We start from the raw sequence: 19,655 nt of genomic DNA, 5'->3' as shown, positions 1-19,655 counted from the left end.
TTTATATATAAACTGATGATAGCGGCAGCTATCTAAAAAACCGGCAACGTAACTTTTGCCGATTCCTGACAATGACTGTTTTAATTTGGTCATAAAAAAATCCGGTATGCTTTTAAACAGCATAACCGGACTTTTCGAGTTAACGGCTATTTCATCCGCCCACAATATTTTGTGCTATATCTATCGCAGCTTATTCAACCGTGACTGATTTTGCCAAGTTACGTGGCTGGTCCACGTCGGTGCCTTTAATTAGCGCGACATGGTAAGAGAGTAACTGTAGTGGCACGGTATAGAAGATAGGCGCGATAATCTCTTCTACATGTGGTAACTGAATGATTTTCATCCCTTCACTGTCAGTGAAACCGGCATTTTGATCAGCAAACACATACAGCAAACCGCCACGGGCACGCACTTCTTCAATGTTGGATTTCAGTTTTTCCAACAATTCATTATTTGGCGCAACCACGATGACCGGCATATCAGCATCAATCAATGCCAATGGACCGTGCTTCAACTCACCTGCAGCATAAGCTTCAGCGTGAATATAAGAGATCTCTTTAAGTTTCAGCGCGCCTTCCATCGCAATCGGATATTGATCACCGCGACCAAGGAACAAGGCATTGTGTTTATCAGAGAAACCTTCAGCCAGCGCTTCAATGGTTTTATCCAGAGACAACATCTGTTCAATACGAGCAGGTAGAGCCTGTAACGCATGAACAATATTCTGCTCCAGACTGGCATCAGCGCCCTTCAGCTTGCCAATACGCCCCACCAGCATCAGTAATACTGTCAACTGAGTGGTAAAGGCTTTCGTTGATGCTACGCCAATCTCAGTACCGGCTTTGGTCATTAACGCTAAATCTGATTCACGCACCAGCGATGAGCCAGCGACGTTACAAATAGCCAGCGACCCCAAATACCCCAACTCTTTTGATAAGCGCAGAGCAGCTAAGGTATCGGCAGTTTCACCTGATTGTGACAAGGTGATCAACAGGCTGTTTGGGCGCACAGCGGATTTGCGGTAACGGAACTCAGACGCAATCTCTACGTCACAAGGCACACCGGCTAATGATTCAAACCAATAACGCGAAACCATGCCTGAGTTATAAGAGGTACCACAGGCAATAATTTGAATATGTTGAACATTTGCCAATAATGCATCCGCTTTAGGGCCAAGTTCAGACAAATCAATTACACCATGATTTAAACGGCCTTCCAGCGTATTTTTAATCGCCATTGGCTGTTCATAAATCTCTTTCTGCATGTAATGGCGGTAAACACCTTTATCACCGGCATCGTACTGCACCTGAGATTCAATTTCAGGGCGCTCAATAGCATTACCCTGTTTATCAAAAATTGCGATGCTACGGCGAGTTACTTCAACCACATCACCTTCTTCCAGGAAGATGAAGCGGCGAGTCACGGGTAATAACGCCAGTTGGTCAGAGGCAATAAAGTTTTCACCTACACCACAACCAATCACTAATGGGCTACCGGAACGCGCAGCCACCAAACGACTTGGGTCACGACTATCCATAACGACAGTGCCGTAAGCGCCACGTAATTGCGGGATAACACGCTTAACCACTTCCAGCAAAGATCCACCTTGCTGTAGCTCCCAGTGCACCAAGTGAGCAATAACTTCAGTATCTGTTTCAGAACTGAAACGGTAGCCACGACCAATCAGTAATTCACGTAAAGGTTCGTGATTCTCAATAATGCCGTTGTGTACCACAGAGATATAGTCAGAAACATGAGGGTGCGCATTGGCTTCCGATGGCTCACCATGGGTAGCCCAACGGGTATGTGCAATCCCGGTGCCACCATGTAAAGCCTGATTTTCGGCAGCATCAGACAGCGCCTGTACTTTACCCACCCGACGTAAACGCGTCATATTACCTTCAGCGTCAACCACTGCTAAACCAGCAGAGTCATAGCCACGGTATTCAAGACGACGTAAACCTTCGATCAGAATCTCAGCGATATCACGTTGCGCTACTGCGCCAACAATTCCACACATCTATTTTATTCCTATGTAAGGTTCTTTTAGAACCTTGTCGATGTCAGTGACCTGATTTTCCGGATTTTCCGGGTTCCCCGAGCCTGTAGAGTTGGGGATTATTATGTTTTGCTCTGTGTTTTCAGCATCAATAGATAAACCAAAAACACAGGGCAAAACATCCCTTCAAAGAATAAACGATATTGAAGGGGCTGTTTTAATATAACCTAAATAATTCGAGTTGCAGGAAGGCAGCAATTGAGCAGATCCCCAGAAGCTTACTTATTTTAAGGTCAACGACCAGTAAGTAACTGGGGTGATTGAACGCAGCCAACGCACATGCAGCTTGAAATATAACGGGTATAGCTTATTTTTTCTTCACCGGACGCTGCCAGCCCTGAACATGGACTTGTTTAACACGGCTAAGCACTAACTCATTTTCCGCAATATCGCGAGTTACGGTAGTTCCCGCAGCGATAGTGGCACCCTTTGCAACAGTGACCGGCGCGACCAATTGAGTATCGGACCCAACAAAGACATCATCGCCAATAATAGTTTTAAACTTATTAGCTCCATCATAGTTGCAAGTTATGGTTCCTGCGCCAATATTTACGCCCGAACCAATCTCGGCATCGCCCAAATAGGAAAGATGACCCGCTTTCGAGCCTTTACCCAAGCGGGTATTTTTGATTTCAACGAAGTTACCAACATGTGCGCCTTCAGCTAATTCAGCACCTGGGCGCAGGCGGGCAAATGGCCCAACAGAGCAGCCAGTATCCAGGCGTGAGTTTTCTAATACGCTATATGGGCTAATGTCAGAATCATCACCGATCACACAATTTTTCAGTACGCATCCGCTACCAATACGAACCCGATCACCTAAAGTCACATGACCTTCAATGATGACATTGGTATCGATAGTAATATCACGACCATGTGTTAATTCTCCGCGCAAATCAAAGCGCGCGGGATCCAGTAACATCACACCGGCCAATAACAGTTTCTCAGCCTGCTCAGACTGGTATACACGCTCTAGAGCAGCGAGTTGCAGGCGGTTATTTACCCCTTCAACCTCACTCAACCGAGCGGGGTGAACCGCAGCAACCTTCTTACCATCAGCATGTGCCAATGCAATAATATCGGTGATATAAAACTCACCTTGAGCATTATTGTTATCCAACAGTGATAGCCAGCGCTTTAGATCACGCCCATTAGCAACCAGTATTCCGGTGTTGATTTCATTAATTTCGCGCTGTGCATCACTGGCATCTTTATGCTCAACAATCCCCACCACGTCGTCATTCTCACGCACGATACGGCCATAACCACTTGGGTTATCCAGCTTGACGGTCAACAAGCCAATGCCGCCTTGTGGCTTCGCCGCCAGCAGTCGCTGTAAGGTATCCACAGAGATCAACGGCACATCGCCGTATAGCATCAGCACATCTTCATCGTCAGCAAAGTGCGGTGCGGCTTGTTGCATCGCGTGCCCGGTACCCAACTGTTCAGCTTGTAATACCCAGTTCAAAGAGGGATCGGATAGCGTCTTTTTCAGCAGATCGCCGCCGTGCCCATAAACCAGATTAACGTTTTTTGCACCCAGCTTCATGGCAGCATCAATAACATGCTGAACCATCGGCTTACCTGCCAATGGGTGTAACACCTTAGGAAGGTCGGAATACATGCGTGTTCCCTTACCTGCGGCAAGGATGACTACACTCATTGAGCTGTTAGACATAAGCAACCTGATAACTCCAATTTAATAGACGGAAGTAAACCTGTTTAGCGAAATAATTACTACATATTTCTCAACGAAAAATGTACTCAACCCGCATGGTTAAAGGGTTGTTGCTACTCGTCATGTAACGAAAAAATGGGGCGAAAAGTGTCTGCGATCAGCGACGATTCCCGTGCTGTTTTTGTCAAAACACATGTACATATTTACGCTATTAACCACTTATTTTACGACAAGAAACAAGAGTTTTCAGAAAGAAACGCTTTGAGTTTAGCTGAGGCTTAACTAAATAGTAGGAAAGCGGATTAAGGGAGATAAACAAAAGGCGAGTATCTGTGTTATCTGGTGTATAGGTAAAAAAAATGCCAATCAGATTTACTGACTGGCATTCTATTTTTTATTTATACCTTCGTACTGGAAGTTGCAGTAGCGTTAGCTTGCTACCTACCTGCAACCCCAATGACCTGAGTATATATAGTAATTTTATAAATCAACGAGTTAACGCAACCCATTAGTATAAAATTACATCGCCTTCCTGGTCAGTTCGATTACGCGTAATTTCGCAATCGCCTTCGCCAATTCAGCGGATGCCTGAGCATAGTCGACGTCGCCGTGGGAGTTGTTGATATGATCTTCGGCTTTACGCTTAGATTCCAGCGCTTTAGCTTCGTCCAGATCAGTTCCGCGAATAGCTGTGTCAGCCAATACGATCACAACGCTCGGTTGCACCTCAAGGATGCCGCCAGAAAGATAAATAAACTCTTCCTCACCGAACTGCTTCACGATACGTATCATGCCAGGCTTAATGGCAGTGAGCAGTGGGGCGTGACCAGGGAAAATCCCAAGTTCGCCTTCACTACCCGTCACCTGAATTTTTTGTACCACGCCAGAGAACATCTTCTTCTCTGCGCTCACAACATCCAGATGGTAAGTCATTGCAGCCATGTCACCCTCCAGTCAACAGCGTTACAGTTTCTTGGCTTTTTCCACTGCTTCTTCAATGGTGCCAACCATGTAGAACGCCTGCTCCGGCAAGTGGTCATAGTCGCCGTTCATGATGCCTTTGAAACCACGAATGGTATCTTTCAGCGAAACGAACTTGCCCGGTGAACCGGTAAAGACTTCTGCCACGAAGAACGGTTGAGACAGGAAGCGCTGAATTTTACGCGCACGGGATACAACCAGTTTGTCATCTTCTGACAACTCGTCCATACCCAAGATTGCGATGATGTCTTTCAGCTCCTGGTAACGTTGCAGAATAGACTGCACGCCACGCGCTACATCGTAGTGCTCCTGGCCAACAACCAGCGGATCAAGCTGACGGCTGGTGGAGTCAAGTGGGTCAACCGCAGGGTAAATACCCAAAGAGGCGATTTGACGACTCAAAACGACGGTTGCATCCAAGTGAGCAAAGGTGGTTGCTGGTGATGGGTCAGTCAAGTCATCCGCAGGCACGTAAACGGCCTGAACAGAAGTGATTGAACCCGTCTTGGTGGACGTAATACGTTCCTGCAACACACCCATCTCTTCTGCCAGCGTTGGCTGGTAGCCTACCGCTGATGGCATACGACCCAGCAGTGCGGATACTTCCGTACCGGCCAAGGTATAGCGATAGATGTTATCGATGAACAACAGTACGTCACGACCTTCATCACGGAATTTCTCCGCCATGGTCAGGCCGGTCAGAGCAACGCGCAGACGGTTACCTGGTGGCTCATTCATCTGGCCATACACCAAAGATACTTTGTCCAGAACGTTGGAGTCCGTCATCTCGTGGTAGAAGTCGTTACCCTCACGAGTACGCTCACCCACACCGGCAAATACAGAATAACCTGAGTGCTCGATCGCGATGTTACGAATAAGCTCCATCATGTTTACTGTTTTACCAACACCCGCACCACCAAACAGACCCACTTTACCGCCCTTAGCGAACGGGCAAATCAAGTCCATTACTTTGATACCGGTTTCTAACAAATCTTGTGAGCTGGCAAGCTCTTCGTAAGAAGGCGCTTCACGGTGGATTGCCCAACGCTCTTCTTCACCGATCGGACCTTTCATGTCGATTGGGTCACCCAATACGTTCATGATACGGCCCAGAGTTGATTTACCAACCGGCACTTCAATTGGGTGTTCCAGGTTGATGACTTTCAACCCGCGGCTCAGACCATCGGAAGAGCCCATTGCGATACAACGAACAACACCACCGCCTAGCTGTTGCTGAACTTCCAGCACCAGCTTCTCAGCAGTGCCTTCAACCTCAAGGGCGTTGTACACTTTTGGTACAGCGTCTTGGGGGAATTCGACGTCCACTACGGCGCCGATTACCTGGATAATCTTTCCAGTAGCCATCTTGAATCCTCTACGTAATACGTTTACCCGTCATACTTCAAATTGCTTGGGCGTTGGCTGCTTTTTCTCACCCCAGTTGCTTACTTTATTAGCAAGCGCCAGGGGATTTGCTCAGTTGCCGCCGTTTCGCAATCTGAACTATTTAGGGTAATAACCTGGTTAAACCGCGGAGGCTCCCCCGACGATCTCGGTGAGTTCCTGAGTGATGCTGGCCTGACGAGCCTTGTTGTAAACCAACTGCAGCTCTTTGATCAGACTACCGCCGTTATCGGTGGCGGCTTTCATCGCTACCATTCGCGCGGCCTGCTCGCTGGCCAGGTTTTCAACGACGCCCTGATAAACTTGCGATTCCACATAGCGACGCAGGAGGGTATCCAGCAATGCTTTAGGATCGGGTTCATACAGGTAATCCCAGGATTTCTTCTTCAGCTCACCATCTTCCGCAGGCGGAAGCGGTAGTAGCTGCATGATCCGTGGTTCCTGAGACATCGTATTGATAAACTTGTTATTAACGATATACAGCTTATCCAGACGACCTTCATCATAGGCTTGCAGCATCACTTTGACTGGCCCGATAAGCTCTGACAAGGAAGGGTTATCCCCCATGCCAGTAACCTGAGCGACAATCTTGCCACCCACGGAACCAAAGAAAGAAGCTGCTTTTGATCCAATCAGCGCTAAATCACATTCAACGCCTTTTTCAGACCAACCTTTCATCTCAGCCAACAGTCTTTTGAACAGGTTAATGTTCAAACCACCGCACAAGCCACGGTCTGTAGAAACCACCAGATACCCAACGCGCTTAACGTCACGCTCTTCCAGGTACGGATGTTTATATTCCAGATTACCTAACGCAAGGTGACCAATCACACTACGCATAGTTTCTGCATAAGGACGGCTGGCCGCCATGCGTTCCTGCGATTTACGCATTTTGGAGGCGGCGACCATCTCCATGGCTTTGGTGATCTTTTGCGTGTTTTGCACGCTGGCGATCTTGGAACGTATCTCTTTTGCGCCGGCCATTTCTGCTTCTCCTCATTACCAGACGGCCTGCTTTTCTAATGAAAAGCAAGGCCGCATAGCGTTACCAGGACTGGGTTGCCTTAAATGTATCAAGGATGCCTTTCAGCTTGCCCTCGATCTCATCGTTGTACGCGCCAGTTTGGTTGATTTGTTGCAGAAGCTCGGCATGCTCACGGTCAGCAAACGCTAACAGCGCAGCTTCAAAGCTACCTACCTTCGCCAACTCAACATCACCCAGATAACCACGTTCAGCTGCGAACAGAACCAGAGATTGCTGCGCAACAGACATCGGTGCGTATTGTTTCTGTTTCAGAAGCTCGGTCACTTTCTGACCGTGGCTCAGCTGTTTACGTGTTGCATCATCCAAATCGGATGCGAACTGGGAGAACGCAGCAAGTTCACGATACTGTGCCAGAGCAGTACGAATACCACCGGACAGTTTTTTCATGATCTTGGTTTGCGCTGCACCACCCACACGAGATACGGAGATACCTGGGTTAACCGCAGGACGAATACCGGCGTTAAACAGGCTGGATTCCAGGAAGATCTGACCATCGGTAATCGAAATTACGTTAGTCGGAACGAACGCGGAAACGTCCCCTGCTTGAGTTTCAATGATTGGCAATGCGGTCAAAGAACCGGTTTTACCTTTCACTTCACCCTTGGTAAAGGCTTCAACGTAGTCGGCGTTAACACGCGCAGCACGCTCCAGCAAACGGGAGTGGAGGTAGAATACGTCGCCAGGGTAAGCTTCACGACCTGGTGGACGACGGAGCAGCAAGGAGATTTGACGATATGCAACAGCCTGTTTAGACAGGTCATCATAAATAATCAGCGCATCTTCACCGCGGTCGCGGAAATATTCACCCATAGCACAACCGGAGTAAGGTGCCAGGTACTGCAATGCTGCAGATTCTGAGGCGGTAGCTACAACCACAATGGTATTAGCCAAAGCGCCATGCTCTTCCAGTTTACGCACTACGTTAGCAACAGTAGAGGCTTTCTGGCCGATAGCAACATACACACATTTGATGCCGGAATCGCGTTGGTTGATGATCGCATCAATCGCCAAAGCAGTTTTACCTGTCTGACGGTCACCGATGATCAATTCACGCTGGCCACGACCAATTGGGATCATGGCATCCACTGACTTATAGCCCGTCTGAACAGGCTCATCAACGGATTGACGTTCGATAACGCCAGGTGCGATAGCTTCAACAGCTGAGAAGCCGTCGTTTTCTACCGGACCTTTACCATCAATAGGTTCACCCAGAGTATTGACGACGCGACCCAACAGGCCACGACCGACGGGAACTTCCAGGATACGGCCAGTACATTTAACCTTCATGCCTTCGGCAAGATCGGCGTACGGACCCATAACTACAGCACCTACGGAGTCGCGCTCCAGGTTCAGTGCGATTGCGTAACGGTTGCCTGGCAGTGCGATCATCTCGCCCTGCATAACATCGGCTAAGCCGTGTACGCGAATGATCCCGTCACTGACGGAAACAATAGTACCTTCATTGTGAGCTTCGCTCACCACATTGAACTGAGCAATGCGCTGCTTGATCAGTTCGCTGATTTCGGTGGAATTCAGTTGCATATGCTCCAGTCCCCTTAAGACTGCAAGACGTCCGCCAGGCGTTCTAGACGACCGCGAACGCTGCCATCTATCACCATATCGCCTGCACGTATTACTACGCCGGCCATTACGGACTTATCGATTTTGCAATTCAGCTTAACTTTGCGTGATAGACGTTTTTCCATCGCAGCAGCAATTTTAGCTAGCTGTTCGTCTTTCAGTGGGCTCGCAGAGCTCACTTCGACGTCGACGGTCGACTCCAGCGAGGCACGCAGTTGAATAAACTGCTGTAGCACCTCAGGAAGAACCAGTAAACGGCCATTCTCCGCCATAACTCGAATGAAGTTCTGTGCGGATTCATCGAGCTGATCACCACAGACTGCAATAAACGTCTTAGACATTGTTTCTGGTGCAACAGCACCGGAAAGCAATTCAGCGATCTGTTCATTGCGCGTCACTTGGGCAGTAAACGCTAGCATATCCTGCCAACGATCAACCGCCTGGTGCTCAACAGCAAAGTCAAAAGCTGCTTTGGCGTAGGGGCGAGCTACAGTTACAAATTCAGACATCAGCCCCTCCCTCCTTACAGTTCAGCGACCAGTTTATCAACGATGTCGCTGTTAGCAGCTTCATCCACGGAACGTTCGATGATCTTCTCGGCGCCAGCTATAGCCAACATCGCGACTTGCTTACGCAACTCTTCACGAGCACGCTTACGTTCGGCGTCGATCTCTGCCTGCGCTTGCGCCACGATTTTGTTACGTTCCTGTTCGGCTTCAGTTTTAGCTTCATCAAGGATCTGAGCTTTGCGTTTACTTGCCTGCTCGATGATCACCTGTGCTTCTGCTTTAGCCTTCTTCAGTTGGTCGGTCGCATTGGCTTGCGCTAAGTCCAAATCTTTTTTGGCACGCTCTGCAGAAGAGAGACCGTCAGCAATTTCTTTTTGACGCTTCTCGATGGCAGCCATAATTGGCGGCCATATATACTTCATACAAAACAGGACAAACAGGACAAACGCGATGGCCTGGCCGAGGATTGTTGCGTTAAGATTCACAGCACAATGCCTCTTTAAAAGTTAATAGTTTGGTGTAGTTCACGGTAGAGAAAACTCTACTTACGCGACAGCAAACATCACGTACAGACCCAGACCAACAGCGATCATAGGGATGGCGTCAACCAGACCCATGACGATAAAGAACTGTGTACGCAGCAGAGGAATCAGGTCAGGCTGACGTGCAGCGCCTTCCAAAAATTTACCACCCAGGATGCCGATACCGATCGCAGCACCGATTGCCGCTAAACCCATCATTATAGCGGCAGCCATGTACAGCAGATCCATATTCAGGTTTTCCATGACAGTCTCCAATTATTTCAGTTAAACGCAGTAGTGTTATACACTTCATACTTCAAGCTACATGTGCGTTGGCTTCCTTCGTTCACCCCAGTCACTTAACTTATGTAAGCTCCTCGGGATTCGCTCAGTTGCCGCCTTTCTGCAACTCGAATTATTTAGGGTATATTAAGAAAATCAGTGCTCTTCGGACGCCATCGACAGATAGACAATCGTTAGAACCATGAAGATAAAGGCTTGTAACGTAATAATCAGTATGTGGAAGATAGCCCAAGGTAAACTGAGCATCCACTGTGACCACCACGGCAACAGACCCGCAATAAGGATGAAGATCAACTCACCCGCATACATGTTGCCGAACAGTCGCAAACCGAGTGAAACGGGTTTGGACAGCAGGCTGACACCTTCCAGAATTAAGTTAACTGGAATAAATATCGGGTGATTAAACGGCTGCATCGTGAGTTCTTTTACGAAGCCGCCTACACCTTTCATTTTGATGCTATAGAACAGAATCAGGATGAAGACACCCAATGCCATGGACAAGGTAATACTCACGTCCGCAGTAGGTACCACGCGCAATGCAGGTAACCCAAAGACATGTTCACCGATGTAAGGCAGTAAATCGATTGGCAGTAAGTCCATCATGTTCATCAATAAAACCCAAACAAACACGGTCAGGGCTAATGGTGCTATGACTTTACTTTTGCCGTGGTACATATCCCGCACGCTGTTATCGACAAAACCGATAATTAACTCAACAGCAGTCTGCAATTTGCCAGGCACGCCACTGGTGGCACCTGCCGCGACTTTGCGGAACACAAACAGAAAAGCTAACCCCAGCACGACAGAGAAGAACAAAGAGTCAATGTTCAACGTCCAGAACGTTGCAGGGCCAGGTGAGTGGGGATTGACCAACTCAAAGGTACGCAGGTCCAACTGAAGGTTATTCAGGTGGTGACCTATGTAGTCCCTTGGAGTAGAGATTTCTCCTGATGCAGACATGATGCCTCTTACCCTTTTTGTAGTTAAATACGATAACGGTTAAGTACGGTAGCCGCTAATCACAGCCGGTGCCAATATCTGCACAATCAGCACCGCCAAATAGGTTAAACCGAGTGGCGCAAACGCTGCTTTAAACAGCCCCAAAGCCACAATCAGCAAAATTATCGTCATGATAACTTTTAACCCTTCGCCAATGGCAAACGACCACGCAACACGACCTGGAGCTGCTGTTTTTGCCTGATGGCGGCAAGCAAACAACATAAACATGGCGCTGGGCAACCAAGCCGCCAATCCTCCTGCCAGAGCAGAAGCACTCCATTCCAGGCTTTTAAAGCCAAAAGCAGCACTGAGAACAACAAAAGTCATTAACTGCAAAAACAGCAGCTTTCGTGCGATTTTCCCACTGTAAAGGGATACAGGCATGACGTTTGTTCTCTCCGAACCACACTAAGGGTATGCTGAGTGAGGTATAAAACTGCCTTTTACCCCATTGAGTCAAGCAGCAAAAAACGAGCAAATTATACGGGCCACTCAAACGAATTCAATCGATAAGTAGCGAAAAGGTGAACAATTATTTAAATTTTCTTCTTTCGGACTATTTTCACAAGAAAAGCCTCGGAATAAAGCCCCCATTTAATTGTCTGACGATTCCAACCATTACCAATAAAGCGTGCAACTGATCACAAAACTTAAAACAAACTGATTTATATCCCATAAAGCTTCTGTTTGTCTTTAACGAAAAGAGCCATTAAAAAGTTTTATAAATCATAATGTTAAAATTAAACTATTATCGAACAACTTATCTACTTAGTAAAAACTTCCCGTTGACATTTCAGATAATAATCAAGCAACACTTCGTCTACATAAAAAGAGTGATGGCACAGCTAAAGTAATGACTAAAGTGACTATTTGCCAGCTTTCAATATAGTTATGCCATCTGTTATCGCTGTTTTTGTAAACAACACGTAAAATATAATCTGCCGGTACGATAGTAAGCGAAGAAATACTTATCTATATTAAAAATAATAAATACGATAATTTTCCTACCATCCGCCAAGGATTTATTACATTTTTTTGATAAATAACAAAGTTAGTTTGACTTAAGAATGACCAGATGGCGTTCACCTTCCAACTCTGGCACCTGCAATCGCACGACCGATTCAAGGCTAATACCCTCCGGCAGTACGGCTAACTCATCGTCCGGCCTCACCCCTTTAAGCGCATAAAAGCGCCCTTCAGGCTTAGCTGGCAAATGGTGACACCAAGACAGCATATCTTGTAGAGATGCAAATGCACGGCTTATTACACCATCAAATGGCGGTTTTGCGGCAAAGTCCTCAACTCGGCTTTGCACTGGCTCAATATTATTTAAGCCCAGTTCGTGCTGTACCTGACGCAAGAAGCGTACACGTTTACCCAAGCTATCTAGCAACGTAAAGTGCGCAGTAGGCCGTACAATTGCCAGCGGTATCCCAGGAAGCCCAGGGCCGGTGCCCACATCAATAAACCGGTCACCCTGCAAATGTGGGTTAACCACAATACTATCCAGAATATGTCGCACTAGCATTTGCTGTGGGTCACGAACAGAAGTCAGATTGTAAGCTTTGTTCCACTTATGCAGCAGTTCTACATAGCCTATCAACTGTAATTTTTGCTGTTCAGGTAACACAATAGCTGCGGCATTTAGCAGGGAATCTAATTTTTTTAACACAACAATATCCTCTGACTAAGCTCGTTCAGTCAGCATGAAAAGGGCCGGGATGAGGAATGATAATCTAGCTTGGCAGTGGTTTGAACCGTTAGTTGTGGCCTGAAGCAAAGAAGAACTTACCTGCACTGCTTATCCCTTAGCAATGCAGGCAAACGTCGGTTGTTAGGCACTACGGCGTAACAACCCCTGTTTTTTCAGCCAAACCAATAAAATAGAGATTGCTGCTGGGGTAATGCCAGAAATACGCGAGGCTTGTCCGATTGAGTTAGGTTTGTGATCGTTCAGTTTAGCGATGACTTCGTTCGATAAACCAGACACCTGACGATAATCCAGCTCAGCCGGCAGTAGAGTATTCTCATTGCGCAGTTGTTTTTCAATTTCTTCCTGCTGACGCGCGATATACCCTTCATATTTAACCTGAATTTCAACCTGATCCGCAGCTTGTGGATCTGTTAATGCTGGGCCAAAAGAGGTTAGGGTTGTCAGCAAACGATAGTCAATTTCAGGCCGACGCAGTAATTCTTCACCATTGGCTTCTTTAGACAACGGCGCTTTTAGTAATGCATTGATCTCATCAACATTTTCAGAGTGCGGATGTACCCATATATCACGCAGACGTTGACGTTCTTTTTCAATTTGCTCAATTTTCTTGCTGAAATGTGCCCAACGAGCATCGTCAACCAACCCCAATTTACGGCCCATCTCAGTCAAGCGCAGATCCGCGTTATCTTCACGCAGCATCAAGCGATACTCTGCGCGAGAGGTAAACATGCGATACGGTTCTTTGGTGCCAAGGGTGCTTAAATCGTCCACCAGCACGCCAAGGTAAGCTTCATCACGGCGAGGTGACCATCCATCGTCATCGTTAGCTAAGCGGCCCGCATTAAGCCCTGCAAGCAGCCCTTGAGCCGCTGCTTCTTCATAGCCGGTAGTGCCATTGATTTGCCCAGCAAAGAACAGACCGTGGATATATTTGCTTTCCAAGGTCGGTTTCAAATCACGTGGATCAAAGAAATCATATTCGATGGCATAACCTGGTCGAATGATACGGGCATTTTCTAGCCCTTTCATTGAACGGACGATTTGCATCTGTACATCGAAAGGCAGGCTGGTTGAAATACCGTTCGGATAGATCTCATTACTGGTCAGACCTTCTGGTTCAAGGAAGATCTGGTGTGAATTACGATCGGCGAAACGCATGACTTTGTCTTCGATCGAAGGACAGTAGCGTGGCCCGATCCCTTCAATGATCCCGGCATACATTGGGCTACGATCCAAGTTATTGCGGATCACTTCATGGGTTTTTTCATTGGTGTAGGTGATATGACAAGCCATTTGTTCTGGATGCTGGCTAGCATTACCCAAGAATGAAAATACTGGAATAGGCGTATCACCGAACTGAGGAGCCAATTGGCTAAAATCAATGGTCCGCGCATCAATACGTGGTGGAGTACCGGTCTTAAGGCGATTAACGCGCAGTGGTAATTCACGCAAACGCTGTGACAATGAGATGGATGGCGGATCACCAGCACGACCACCACTGTAGTTCTGAAGACCGATATGAATTTTTCCGTCGAGGAAAGTACCAACGGTTAATACCACCGCTTTCGCTCGGAATTTAAGACCCATTTGGGTGACTGCACCCACAACGCGATCATTTTCAACAATCAGATCTTCAACTGGCTGTTGAAAGATCATCAGGTTTGGCTGGTTTTCCAATGCGGTACGTACTGCCTGGCGATACAGCACACGGTCAGCCTGAGCTCGGGTCGCTCTTACCGCTGGCCCTTTGCTGGCGTTTAGTATCCTAAACTGAATACCCGCTTGGTCAGTCGCCATGGCCATCAGACCACCCAGAGCATCGATCTCTTTTACCAAATGTCCCTTACCGATACCGCCAATCGCTGGGTTACAAGACATTTGTCCCAGTGTGTCGATGTTGTGCGTCAGCAATAAGGTCTGACGTCCCATGCGTGCCGCTGCCATTGCAGCTTCCGTGCCGGCATGGCCACCACCAATGATGATGACGTCAAATTGATCTGGATAAAACATGGTACTGCACCTCGCCGTTATGCGAATTTCTGTGTTTGCCCTGGGGTGGGGGATTCTACTCAAGTTTAGACTTTCGACCAAGCGGCTTAGGATCCCCCTTAATTAAAAGAAGATCTTTTTATTTAAAGATCTCTTTATTAGATCTCTTATTAGGATCATGATCCTCTGTGGATAAGTGATTATTCACATGGAAGATCATAGTATTAAGGAAGATCGTTTGCTGTGAATGATCGGTGATCCTATTGCGTATAAGCTGGGATCTAAATGGCATGTTATGCACAGGCACTCTGAGGTGCCAAGGTTGTTATGTGGATATGTACCGGTTTTACCCTGCTTTTAAGCATACTTATCCACATTCGTTCGCGTGATCTTTAATCAAATTAGAGCAAATTAATCCAATTTTTGACCCAAACCTCTGCCGGATCCTCGGGAATTTCATGTTGGATGACGTCAATTTCTAAAATATCACCCAAACGTTTGGCGCCTTGTGCGATCAATTGTTGATCCAATGCTCTCACTGCACCGCAGAAAGTGTCATATTCTGAACTGCCCAAACCAACAGCACCAAAGTGCACTTGAGAAAGATCAGGCTTCTGTTGTTCGATTTGTTCTAATAATGGTTGAAGGTTATCTGGGAGATCACCCGCACCGTGGGTTGATGTGACTATTAGCCACGTACCCTCAAGCGTAAGCTCGTCTAATTCAGGGCCATGCAGCATCTCTGTAGAAAAACCTGCTTCTTCTAATTTCTCAGCTAAATGTTCAGCAACATATTCAGCGCTGCCGAGTGTACTGCCACTGATCAAGGTAATGTCAGCCATAAAGGACCCAACCGAAGTAAAGAGCCGGTATTGTACGCTGTGAATCAGCTGGGATCTACCTGTGGATAATGTGGGTATAGTTATTTAGTGCTCAAGGCACAATGGTACGCATGATGGGGTTTTGCAGGGAGATAAGTGTCTCCGTTGACTGGATCTCATCGATAGTCTGGATCTTGTTGATAAGTACCTGCTGGAGCGCATCTATTGACTTACACATCACTTTAATAAAAATGCTGTAGTGGCCGGTGGTGTAATAGGCTTCTACAACTTCTTCTAAACCTTCCAGTTTTTTTAGTGCCGACGGGTAGTCTTTGGCACTTTTCAAAATAATACCGATAAAGCAACACACGTCATACCCGAGTTTTTTTGGATTAACGTGAACACAAGCCGCGGTAATGATCCCCGCCTGGCGCATTTTCTCCACTCGCACATGGATAGTTCCTGGACTCACGCCAAAATTTTTTGCCAATTCAGCATAAGGTGTGCGTGCATTTTCCATTAATGCGTTCAGGATGCCGCGATCGAGATTATCGATTTGATAAATTTCACCCATATTTGCCTCCTTTTTTTAACGATTACTTAATTTAAGACCCATAAAAATGAATTATTAAAAGTGAAAAGGCAATATTATTTGTTGGATATTGAATTTAACCCTCATTCTGTTGCTTAATCGATGTCAAGCCAGGTGGCATAACCTAATTAGCATAATCAGTAATAACGAATCGAGAAAACGGCAATGAAAAAACAATTTATCCAAAAACAACAACAAATCAGCTTCGTAAAATCATTCTTTTCCCGTCAATTAGAACAACAACTGGGTCTGATTGAAGTACAGGCACCAATCCTGAGTCGTGTGGGTGATGGTACTCAAGATAACCTTTCAGGTTCAGAGAAAGCCGTTCAGGTAAAAGTGAAGACATTGCCGGATGCAACTTTTGAAGTCGTTCATTCATTAGCTAAATGGAAACGCAAAACCTTGGGTCGCTTTGATTTTGGTGCTGACCAAGGGATATATACTCATATGAAAGCATTGCGCCCTGATGAAGATTGCCTGAGTGCTATTCATTCTGTGTATGTCGATCAGTGGGATTGGGAACGCGTGATGGGAGATGGTGAACGCAACCTGGCTTATCTGAAATCCACTGTTAACAAGATTTATACCGCTATTAAAGAAACTGAAGTAGCGATCAGTGCTGAATTTGGTGTGAAGCCATTCCTGCCAGAGAATATACAGTTTATCCACAGCGAAAGCCTGCGTGCGCGTTTCCCTGACCTGGATGCTAAAGGCCGCGAACGTGCGATAGCTAAAGAGCTGGGAGCTGTATTCCTGATTGGCATCGGTGGTAAATTGGCTGACGGTAAATCTCATGATGTCCGAGCGCCAGATTATGATGACTGGACGTCGCCGAGTGCTGAAGGTTTTGCGGGCTTGAACGGTGACATTATTGTCTGGAACCCTGTTCTTGAAGACGCGTTTGAAATCTCATCCATGGGGATACGTGTTGATGCTGAGGCACTTAAACGCCAATTGGCACTGACTTCTGATGAAGATCGTCTGAAACTGGAATGGCACCAATCACTGCTGAGTGGTGAAATGCCGCAAACTATCGGTGGCGGTATCGGCCAGTCTCGTTTAGTGATGTTATTGCTGCAACAGCAACATATCGGTCAGGTTCAATGTGGCGTATGGGGGCCAGAAATTAGCGAGAAGGTTGAAGGCCTACTGTAAATCCCCTTAATACTAGATGTTGTAGGGGGGAGTGCGCTTGCTGCCTACCTACAACACCAATTATATTAAGGATTATTGATTCCCAATATAATTGTGGGTTTTTAATCTATGCTGTAGTGATATATAAATATTTTAAATATCACTATATGCAAGGTTGTTGATGTTATGGCCCTTTTTCATCCTATAAAGCACTATTTACACGCTCGGCCACGATTGTTGTTTTCGGTTGGCGCGGGTGTTGTCACTTATTTCCTGCTGCCAACACATTACTCGGTATTGCTGCGTCTGATGGTTAGTTGGAATGTTTCCGCCTGGCTTTATTTACTGTTTTTATGGTTGCAATTATTACGCACTGATTCGACGAAAATCAGCAAAATAGCCCGGGTGCAGGATGAAAGTGCCAGTATGGTGCTGAGTATTGTCAGCATGGCGTGTCTGGCCAGTATTCTGGTTATTTTATTTGAATTGAGCACGGCGAATCAGCTCTCAGGCTCTGCCAAGGCGTTCCATTTGGTCCTGACAGGGCTGACGTTATTGGTTTCATGGTTATTATTATCCACCGCTTTTACTATGCACTACGCACATTTGTTTTATATGCGCCGCGATAAATCAGAAACGGTTCTACCGTTACTTTTCCCCAAAGAGATAACCACGCCTTCCTATTGGGATTTCCTTTATTTCTCATTTACCATTGGTGTGGCTTGCCAAACTGCCGATGTCTCTACCGGCACGTCAGATATCCGCCGCGTAGTACTCTTGCAGTCAGTGTTATCATTTATCTTTAATATGACGATATTGGGGTTGTCGATAAACGTTGGAGCCGGCCTGCTTAACTAGCGCTTCCAGCGGCGCATCAAGCGGCTTTTTAGCCCAGTATCAAAACGCCAGATATGATCGAAAATTCGCATGATACCGGGCTTACCATACGCAGACATGGCAACAGCATGAAAACGGTGCTGGTGGGCTTGTTGCTGGATTTTAATCTTTCTGACTAATTCGTCTGGTAAACGTTGGGCGATAAAATCTGAAATGATCACTGCATCTGCGTCATACCATTCTCTATCTTCCATTTTATTTAATGTGCTGGCTAAGCAAGCAGCCAGATCGGTACCTCCGCGAAAATGTTGGCCAAGAAAACGAATCGCCTGCTCAATACCACTGGCAGCAGATAGCTCGTAGTGAATTATTTCAGTGGCAAATAGCATGATGTAACAGCGGCGATTATCTGCCAGTGCAATTCGAAGCAGAGCCAGACAAAATGCTTTGGCACATTGTTCGTTAAATCCGCCCATGGAGCCTGAGGTATCGACACAGACGATAAAAGGGCCGCGAGGGTGTTCATCATTGCTTTTAAGACTGACCGGGCGCTGTAAGGTTTTCTCCTGCCAGTTGTCACCCTGCAAACGGTAAGTGAGTAAGCGGCGCTCCAGTAAACGGCGATAAAACTCAAATTCCAGCTCGCTCATCCCTAACATCACCAGTTCCGTCGGGAGCAATCGCAAAATATCATTGCTTTGATGAATGCCACTGACCTCCTCTGGCACTGTATCGGGCTGGCGAACCATGACAGTATAAGGTTCAAAGCGAGCCTCTGGTGTCGGTTGTGCCTTTGCTGAACGGCTACGACCCAATTGCTCGGCCAGTTGTTGTAATTCGGGTTGTTGTTGTAGAAAGTCACCGTATTGCAGTAGCAATTGATAATCGCCACGCTGTAAGTGGCCCTGACTCATATCCCAAAGCCGCCCTGCTGCCCCATCATTGGTTGCCAGTACTGGTTCTAATGCCCCACTGAGCGCCAATCTCTGCTGGAGTTCAGCCAGAAGTTGCTCTCGCTCTTGCTCAAGTAACTGGTGATGAATGGTGATGGTTTGTAGCGTTAGACTGACACGCCAACGCTGTAAAAATAAGGTTTGTAAACTATCGCCGGGTTGAGGGTTTCTGGCTAAATCAGCGGTTTGTAGCAATGTATTGGCTTGTGAAGCAAAGGGCGATTGCCATTGCTGTAACTGAGCCACAATATCTGGCAGATGCACATAAAATAGTGGGCTACTTTCCAACAAGCTTTGTTGGTATAGGGAAAACTCATTTGCCAGAGTAGCCGGAGCTTTAGCCTCGCGGATACGCTGCTGTAAGTTTTGCTTCCAACCAGGAATATCTTTCATTAGCGCCCGTTTAATTCGCGGGAATTTTTCGAAAAATAGTGCTAATTGAGGTGACGCCAATAGCCCGATCACCATCTCTTCGATAAGCTCACCCTCACTTATCGATAGCAGCATATCCAATGTTGCCAGGCTGAGCATC

Annotated in this window: 18 protein-coding genes; 2 read left to right on the top strand and 16 right to left on the bottom strand. The window is 46.8% G+C overall.

Annotation, left to right across the window (positions count from 1 at the left end; translation table 11 throughout):
- Positions 1 to 190: 190 nt before the first annotated feature.
- From glmS to asnC, 15 genes are all read right to left on the bottom strand, one after another.
- Positions 191 to 2,020, bottom strand: a complete 1,830-nt coding sequence (gene glmS / locus Q2T72_RS21855) for a glutamine--fructose-6-phosphate transaminase (isomerizing) (RefSeq protein WP_372569820.1) — start codon at positions 2,018 to 2,020, stop codon at positions 191 to 193.
- Positions 2,021 to 2,366: 346 nt separating this feature from the next.
- The gene (gene glmU, locus Q2T72_RS21850) at positions 2,367 to 3,737 is read right to left on the bottom strand and encodes a bifunctional UDP-N-acetylglucosamine diphosphorylase/glucosamine-1-phosphate N-acetyltransferase GlmU (RefSeq protein ID WP_372569819.1); all 1,371 of its coding nucleotides are present in this window, start codon (positions 3,735 to 3,737) and stop codon (positions 2,367 to 2,369) included.
- Between the two features lie 519 nt (positions 3,738 to 4,256).
- Positions 4,257 to 4,679 (bottom strand): F0F1 ATP synthase subunit epsilon, encoded by a 423-nt coding sequence (locus Q2T72_RS21845; RefSeq protein WP_004393020.1) that lies wholly within the window; start codon positions 4,677 to 4,679, stop codon positions 4,257 to 4,259.
- A 21-nt stretch (positions 4,680 to 4,700) separates the two neighbouring features.
- Complete coding sequence (gene atpD, locus Q2T72_RS21840; RefSeq protein ID WP_083161584.1) at positions 4,701 to 6,083, bottom strand: F0F1 ATP synthase subunit beta; 1,383 nt, start codon at positions 6,081 to 6,083, stop codon at positions 4,701 to 4,703.
- A 159-nt stretch (positions 6,084 to 6,242) separates the two neighbouring features.
- A complete protein-coding gene (gene atpG / locus Q2T72_RS21835; RefSeq protein ID WP_002220756.1) occupies positions 6,243 to 7,106 on the bottom strand; it encodes a F0F1 ATP synthase subunit gamma in 864 nt (287 codons plus the stop codon).
- Between the two features lie 61 nt (positions 7,107 to 7,167).
- On the bottom strand, positions 7,168 to 8,709 hold the full coding sequence (gene atpA / locus Q2T72_RS21830) for a F0F1 ATP synthase subunit alpha (protein ID WP_004703877.1): 1,542 nt from the start codon (positions 8,707 to 8,709) through the stop codon (positions 7,168 to 7,170).
- A 14-nt stretch (positions 8,710 to 8,723) separates the two neighbouring features.
- Positions 8,724 to 9,257, bottom strand: coding sequence for a F0F1 ATP synthase subunit delta (atpH, locus tag Q2T72_RS21825; RefSeq protein WP_005186689.1), 534 nt, complete (start codon positions 9,255 to 9,257; stop codon positions 8,724 to 8,726).
- 14 nt (positions 9,258 to 9,271) lie between these two features.
- Positions 9,272 to 9,742 carry a F0F1 ATP synthase subunit B gene (gene atpF, locus Q2T72_RS21820; RefSeq protein ID WP_005186686.1) on the bottom strand — a complete coding sequence of 157 codons (471 nt, stop codon included), beginning with the start codon at positions 9,740 to 9,742 and terminating at the stop codon, positions 9,272 to 9,274.
- A gap of 60 nt (positions 9,743 to 9,802) precedes the next feature.
- Complete coding sequence (gene atpE / locus Q2T72_RS21815; RefSeq protein ID WP_004393045.1) at positions 9,803 to 10,042, bottom strand: F0F1 ATP synthase subunit C; 240 nt, start codon at positions 10,040 to 10,042, stop codon at positions 9,803 to 9,805.
- 174 nt (positions 10,043 to 10,216) lie between these two features.
- On the bottom strand, positions 10,217 to 11,041 hold the full coding sequence (gene atpB, locus Q2T72_RS21810; RefSeq protein ID WP_005161179.1) for a F0F1 ATP synthase subunit A: 825 nt from the start codon (positions 11,039 to 11,041) through the stop codon (positions 10,217 to 10,219).
- 39 nt (positions 11,042 to 11,080) lie between these two features.
- Positions 11,081 to 11,464 carry a F0F1 ATP synthase subunit I gene (gene atpI, locus Q2T72_RS21805; RefSeq protein WP_083161585.1) on the bottom strand — a complete coding sequence of 128 codons (384 nt, stop codon included), beginning with the start codon at positions 11,462 to 11,464 and terminating at the stop codon, positions 11,081 to 11,083.
- A 667-nt stretch (positions 11,465 to 12,131) separates the two neighbouring features.
- Positions 12,132 to 12,752: a 16S rRNA (guanine(527)-N(7))-methyltransferase RsmG gene (gene rsmG / locus Q2T72_RS21800; RefSeq protein ID WP_083161586.1), complete on the bottom strand. Its 621-nt coding sequence runs from the start codon at positions 12,750 to 12,752 to the stop codon at positions 12,132 to 12,134.
- A 162-nt stretch (positions 12,753 to 12,914) separates the two neighbouring features.
- On the bottom strand, positions 12,915 to 14,804 hold the full coding sequence (mnmG, locus tag Q2T72_RS21795; RefSeq protein ID WP_372569818.1) for a tRNA uridine-5-carboxymethylaminomethyl(34) synthesis enzyme MnmG: 1,890 nt from the start codon (positions 14,802 to 14,804) through the stop codon (positions 12,915 to 12,917).
- 380 nt (positions 14,805 to 15,184) lie between these two features.
- The gene (gene mioC, locus Q2T72_RS21790) at positions 15,185 to 15,625 is read right to left on the bottom strand and encodes an FMN-binding protein MioC (RefSeq protein ID WP_372569817.1); all 441 of its coding nucleotides are present in this window, start codon (positions 15,623 to 15,625) and stop codon (positions 15,185 to 15,187) included.
- A 91-nt stretch (positions 15,626 to 15,716) separates the two neighbouring features.
- A complete protein-coding gene (gene asnC / locus Q2T72_RS21785) occupies positions 15,717 to 16,178 on the bottom strand; it encodes a transcriptional regulator AsnC (RefSeq protein ID WP_083161588.1) in 462 nt (153 codons plus the stop codon).
- 183 nt (positions 16,179 to 16,361) lie between these two features.
- Between asnC and asnA the strand changes: the two genes are divergently transcribed.
- Both asnA and Q2T72_RS21775 read left to right on the top strand, forming a co-directional pair.
- Positions 16,362 to 17,354 (top strand): aspartate--ammonia ligase, encoded by a 993-nt coding sequence (gene asnA / locus Q2T72_RS21780; protein WP_372569816.1) that lies wholly within the window; start codon positions 16,362 to 16,364, stop codon positions 17,352 to 17,354.
- A 165-nt stretch (positions 17,355 to 17,519) separates the two neighbouring features.
- A complete protein-coding gene (locus Q2T72_RS21775) occupies positions 17,520 to 18,191 on the top strand; it encodes a DUF1345 domain-containing protein (protein WP_083161589.1) in 672 nt (223 codons plus the stop codon).
- On the opposite strand, the gene viaA is transcribed toward Q2T72_RS21775, so the two are convergent.
- A complete protein-coding gene (gene viaA, locus Q2T72_RS21770; RefSeq protein WP_083161591.1) occupies positions 18,188 to 19,654 on the bottom strand; it encodes an ATPase RavA stimulator ViaA in 1,467 nt (488 codons plus the stop codon). The genes Q2T72_RS21775 and viaA overlap by 4 nt on opposite strands.
- Between the last annotated feature and the right edge of the window lies 1 nt (position 19,655).

Origin of the sequence: Yersinia sp. 2466 StPb PI, assembly GCF_041538325.1 — a bacterium.
Taxonomy (GTDB): Bacteria; Pseudomonadota; Gammaproteobacteria; order Enterobacterales; family Enterobacteriaceae; genus Yersinia; species Yersinia enterocolitica_E.
The sequence above is the reverse complement of the archived record's forward strand: the minus strand, read 5'-3'. Positions and strand labels throughout refer to the sequence as shown.

Coding starts and splice junctions, on each gene's coding strand:
- glmS (WP_372569820.1), bottom strand. CDS start 2,020: ATGTGTGGAATTGTTGGCGCAGTAGCGCAACGTGATATCGCTGAGATT.
- glmU (WP_372569819.1), bottom strand. CDS start 3,737: ATGTCTAACAGCTCAATGAGTGTAGTCATCCTTGCCGCAGGTAAGGGA.
- Q2T72_RS21845 (WP_004393020.1), bottom strand. CDS start 4,679: ATGGCTGCAATGACTTACCATCTGGATGTTGTGAGCGCAGAGAAGAAG.
- atpD (WP_083161584.1), bottom strand. CDS start 6,083: ATGGCTACTGGAAAGATTATCCAGGTAATCGGCGCCGTAGTGGACGTC.
- atpG (WP_002220756.1), bottom strand. CDS start 7,106: ATGGCCGGCGCAAAAGAGATACGTTCCAAGATCGCCAGCGTGCAAAAC.
- atpA (WP_004703877.1), bottom strand. CDS start 8,709: ATGCAACTGAATTCCACCGAAATCAGCGAACTGATCAAGCAGCGCATT.
- atpH (WP_005186689.1), bottom strand. CDS start 9,257: ATGTCTGAATTTGTAACTGTAGCTCGCCCCTACGCCAAAGCAGCTTTT.
- atpE (WP_004393045.1), bottom strand. CDS start 10,042: ATGGAAAACCTGAATATGGATCTGCTGTACATGGCTGCCGCTATAATG.
- atpB (WP_005161179.1), bottom strand. CDS start 11,041: ATGTCTGCATCAGGAGAAATCTCTACTCCAAGGGACTACATAGGTCAC.
- atpI (WP_083161585.1), bottom strand. CDS start 11,464: ATGCCTGTATCCCTTTACAGTGGGAAAATCGCACGAAAGCTGCTGTTT.
- mnmG (WP_372569818.1), bottom strand. CDS start 14,804: ATGTTTTATCCAGATCAATTTGACGTCATCATCATTGGTGGTGGCCAT.
- mioC (WP_372569817.1), bottom strand. CDS start 15,625: ATGGCTGACATTACCTTGATCAGTGGCAGTACACTCGGCAGCGCTGAA.
- asnC (WP_083161588.1), bottom strand. CDS start 16,178: ATGGGTGAAATTTATCAAATCGATAATCTCGATCGCGGCATCCTGAAC.
- asnA (WP_372569816.1), top strand. CDS start 16,362: ATGAAAAAACAATTTATCCAAAAACAACAACAAATCAGCTTCGTAAAA.
- Q2T72_RS21775 (WP_083161589.1), top strand. CDS start 17,520: ATGGCCCTTTTTCATCCTATAAAGCACTATTTACACGCTCGGCCACGA.
- viaA (WP_083161591.1), bottom strand. CDS start 19,654: ATGCTCAGCCTGGCAACATTGGATATGCTGCTATCGATAAGTGAGGGT.